The organism is Streptomyces niveiscabiei, from assembly GCF_001419795.1.
Lineage (GTDB): Bacteria > Actinomycetota > Actinomycetes > Streptomycetales > Streptomycetaceae > Streptomyces > Streptomyces niveiscabiei.
The window spans coordinates 1-3,730 of sequence record NZ_LIRL01001265.1 but is presented as its reverse complement, the minus strand read 5'-3'; the positions used below and the strand labels follow the sequence as shown (position 1 = coordinate 3,730).

At 67.7% G+C, this 3,730-nt stretch carries 6 protein-coding genes; 3 read left to right on the top strand and 3 right to left on the bottom strand.

The window, feature by feature from the left end:
• The first annotated feature begins 162 nt into the window (after window positions 1-162).
• The gene (locus AOK24_RS42930) at window positions 163-744 is read left to right on the top strand and encodes an ALF repeat-containing protein (protein ID WP_055725269.1); all 582 of its coding nucleotides are present in this window, start codon (window positions 163-165) and stop codon (window positions 742-744) included.
• 79 nt (window positions 745-823) lie between these two features.
• On the opposite strand, the gene AOK24_RS42925 is transcribed toward AOK24_RS42930, so the two are convergent.
• Together AOK24_RS42925 and AOK24_RS42920 are read right to left on the bottom strand one after the other, a co-directional pair.
• Window positions 824-1,045: a hypothetical protein gene (locus AOK24_RS42925; protein WP_055725268.1), complete on the bottom strand. Its 222-nt coding sequence runs from the start codon at window positions 1,043-1,045 to the stop codon at window positions 824-826.
• Window positions 1,042-1,275, bottom strand: a complete 234-nt coding sequence (locus AOK24_RS42920) for a hypothetical protein (protein WP_055725267.1) — start codon at window positions 1,273-1,275, stop codon at window positions 1,042-1,044. Before AOK24_RS42920 ends, AOK24_RS42925 begins: the two co-directional genes overlap by 4 nt.
• 116 nt (window positions 1,276-1,391) lie before the next feature.
• On the opposite strand from AOK24_RS42920, the gene AOK24_RS42915 reads away from it, so the two are divergent.
• Window positions 1,392-2,237, top strand: a complete 846-nt coding sequence (locus AOK24_RS42915; RefSeq protein WP_055725266.1) for a helix-turn-helix domain-containing protein — start codon at window positions 1,392-1,394, stop codon at window positions 2,235-2,237.
• Complete coding sequence (locus AOK24_RS42910) at window positions 2,218-2,472, top strand: DUF397 domain-containing protein (RefSeq protein ID WP_055725265.1); 255 nt, start codon at window positions 2,218-2,220, stop codon at window positions 2,470-2,472. Before AOK24_RS42915 ends, AOK24_RS42910 begins: the two co-directional genes overlap by 20 nt.
• 80 nt (window positions 2,473-2,552) lie before the next feature.
• On the opposite strand, the gene AOK24_RS42905 is transcribed toward AOK24_RS42910, so the two are convergent.
• Window positions 2,553-3,341: a hypothetical protein gene (locus AOK24_RS42905; protein WP_055725264.1), complete on the bottom strand. Its 789-nt coding sequence runs from the start codon at window positions 3,339-3,341 to the stop codon at window positions 2,553-2,555.
• Window positions 3,342-3,730 lie beyond the last annotated feature (389 nt).

Here is a 3,730-nt window from a genome sequence, read left to right as displayed (position 1 = left end):
CGTACTACGAGGGGTAGGGGGGTAGGGGGTGTTCTCGGTACGCCGTCCTGAAGCACACCGGCAACAACTACCCCCGCAACACTGCCCGTTATCGGAAGTGCACCATCTCCGGCCCTCGTGCGAAGCTCTCCCCTCGACATGCCTACACGGGGAGACAGCAACATGAGACGCCTGACCCGCGCCACCCTTCTGCTCACGACCGCCGCCCTCACTCCGGCGCTCCTCTTCACGTCCCCGGCGTTCGCGACGACGCCGACTTCGGCATCGACTTCGGCGGCCGTGTCCACCGAAGTCCCCGTGGACGACATGTCGTTGGACGAACTCCGCATCGCCGTCCTGCGTCTCATGGCGAGCCCCATCAGCGGCAAGGCCGTCGCCCGCGAGGCCAACAAGGCGCTCGACGGCACCGCCGACGACCTGCGGAACTTCCTCAAGACCGGGTACCGCCTCGCGCAGGCCGAGGACGACCGGGTCCAGATCTCCACCATCCTCGGCCACAACCCCGGCAAGGCGGTCGTCCGCGCAGCGGGCAAGGCCCTCGACGTGAATACGCCGGAAGTACTACGCGCCTTCCTGGCTACCGGGTACCGCCTCGCGCAGGCCGAGGACGATCGGGTCGCCGTCGCGCGTATCCTCGCGGACCCGAAGACCAGCGCCGCGCTCCACGCGGCGGCGCAGCGAGTGATCGACGGGACGCCGGAGGAGTTGCGGTACTTCCTTGAGGTCGGGCAGTACGAGGTCTGAGGCGCCGGCGAGCAGAGGGGTGGCCCCGCCTTGTGCCGTCAAGTGGGCTGTGGGCGGGGCCTGTTGTTGCTCCCGGGGGTCAGGGGTTCAGCTTGCCCCTGGTGTGCGTGTTCCTGTTCCTCGTGCGGAGTCGTTCGCTCAACAGGGCTTCTCTTGTGGGGAGTTCCGTGTCCGTCGGGGGGCAGTCCCATTCGACTCCGCCGCCGATCGGGCGGAGTTGGAGGTGGCCGTTCAGGTGGTCCATGACCTCGCCGATGCGGTTCGAGCGGGTGTCGAGGACGTAAGTGCCGATCTTCGTCATCGAGTTGGGGCTCCCGCGCGGATCAGGGCGGCGGTGAGGCGGGTGGCCGTGTCCACGTTGCAGCGGCCGAGCTCCAGCAGGTGGTACGCCGGGTCCCGGTGGGTCGCCGAGACCTGGTCCACGGCGAGGGAGGGCAGGGTGACGCCCGCGTCCGCGAGGGCGTTCCGCAGTCTGGTGAGGGCTTCATCGATGGTGGGGGTGGGCTCTGCGGCCCCGGTCAGCTCCTTCATGTGCGCACTTCCTCCACGCTGAGTGTTTCGGTTCACCACACAGCGTGGTCGCCGCTCTTCTAGCCTTGCCAGAGGAGGCGCAGCAACAACTCCGGCTGTAACGGAGGGAGTCGATCATGGCGAAGCAGAAGGATCTGGACCTGCCGACGTCGCCGCGGGTGTTCCTCGGGCGGGAACTCAGGCACGCCCGCGAGGAAAAGGGGTACAGCCAGACGGGGTTGGGGGAGGTCCTGTTCGTCAGCGGCTCGTACGTCGGCCAGATGGAGGTGGGGATCAGACGCATCCGGCCTGAGATGGGGCCGCCGCTGGACAAGGCGTTGGGGACGGGGACGTTCTTCACGCGCAACTCGAAGGAACTGGCCAAGAAGTCGAAGTATCCGGAGCACTTCGAGGAGGCGGCGGAAGCCGAGGCCAAGGCGACCGAGATCAGGCACTATCTGCCGCTGCTGATCCCCGGGTTGTTGCAGACGCCGGAGTACGCGGAGTCGTTGTTCCGCACGTACAGGCCGACGGCATCGGACGACGAGATCGAGGAGTTGGTGGCACTCCGCATGGGGCGCACCCGGCTCCTGGACGGTCCAACAAACCCGTTGTTCTGGGTGGTTCTGGACGAGGCCGCGATCCGTCGGCCGGTCGGAGGCCCGGCGGTCATGGCAGCAGCACTCCGGCATGTGATGGACGTGGCCCAGCGGCGCCGGGTCATCTTGCAAGTGCTGCCGTTCAGTTCAGGAACTCATGCCGGAATGGGCGGTTCCCTGAAGCTCATGGCGTTCGAGGATGCCTCACCACTGTGCTTCACCGAGGGGCTTGACATGGGAAAACTGGAGGACGACCCAGCCGTGATCACCCGCCACACCCTCACGTTCAACCTCCTCCAAGCGGATGCTCTCCCCACCCCGCGGTCGCTGGCTCTAATCGAGTCGGTGGCGCAGGATTACGCCCATGAAGCACAACACCTCTGAGTACGCACTGAACAGCGCAGCCTGGTGCAAGTCCAGCGACAGCGGCGACCACCTCGCAGTCGCACGCTGGCGCAAGTCGACGTACAGCGCGGGTGATGGCGGCGACTGCCTCGAAGTCGCGGACGGCTACAGCGAGTTGACCCCCGTCCGCGACTCCAAGAACCCCTCCGGCCCGGCGCTCGTGTTCCGTGCGCAGTCCTGGGCCGCCTTCGTCGAAGACCTCAAGCAGGTCTGATCTCCCCCTACCTGACCTGGGCCCCCGCTCGCGGCGGCCCTCATCAGCTCCCTGGCGCTCTGACCGCATGGGTTCGAGCACTAGTCACCCCGAACCGGCCGCGTCACAAAGAGCCAGCCGCTCAACCCGACCGCCGCGAGAAACCCGCACAACAGCACCGCGACGACCACACCCATCGGTACCGAACACCCCGTACCCGTAACCCCCGTCGTCACCACAACACCCAGCAGACACACCGTCACCACCGTCAACCCACCCACCGCAACCACCCTCCCACTCCCACCGTCACGCACCCTGAACCTCTCCAACTCCCCCCGCCCATAAGCCACATAGCCCACGGCCGACACCCCCGCGACCAGACACAGCAACCCGACGACCAGCACCCCCAGCCACCCCGGAGCTCGACCCCCGTTCTCTTCTGCGCCATACGCGTACACCCCCTCGCACAACAACCCGAACATCGGCAACGGCGCCCCCTGCCCGAGCAACCTCCGCGCGTAGTACACGGAGTCGTACGGCAACGCCCCCTCGATGAGCAGCACAGCGGCGAAGATCAGCAGTGCTCCCGCGACCGAGAAACCCACCCCGGCGACGACGTGCTCGAACAACGCCCTCCCGTAGTTGTCCCCGTCCGCCGCGACCGCGCAGTACGTCAACGAGCTGAACACCAGCCCCAGTACGGCCGCGAGCAACGCGGGAAGCGCACCCCGCAGCGCCTCCTCCCGGCGTCCCGTCGGCGCGGCCTCTCCGAGGAAGTGCGAGATCACGATGAACACCGCTGTGAGCGCGAACCCCGCGAGTACGCCGGCGAGTTGGGAGTAGAGCTGGGCGACCGTTCCCACGTCGAAGCGTGGCGGCTGGGATGACATCGGCGGCTCCGGAGGTGGACGACGAGCCGCAGCGTCCCCCCTCGCGGGCCTCGCGCCGAGGCGTTCCGGTGTTTCGGACACGAGGGGTGGGGGCGTGCGGTAAGGGCGGCACCGGCCTGCCCTCAGCGCACCAGGTCCAGCACCGCCGTACAGTGCGGGTCCCCCTCCGGCTCCGCCCACAACTCCCGTTGCCCCGACCGCGAGAACACCTCCGCGATCACCAGGCCCCACGCAGATGCAGGAACCCGACCAACTCGGCGCCCGCCGGGCCCGGGAGGGCGCCCCGTACCCGGGTCTTCGCTTTCCGCTCGTGACGCCCCGGGGCTCAAGTCCTGAGCTTCGAGGCGTTGCTTTTTTGAATGGGTACGGGTCTCAACCCGCCCTCCCAC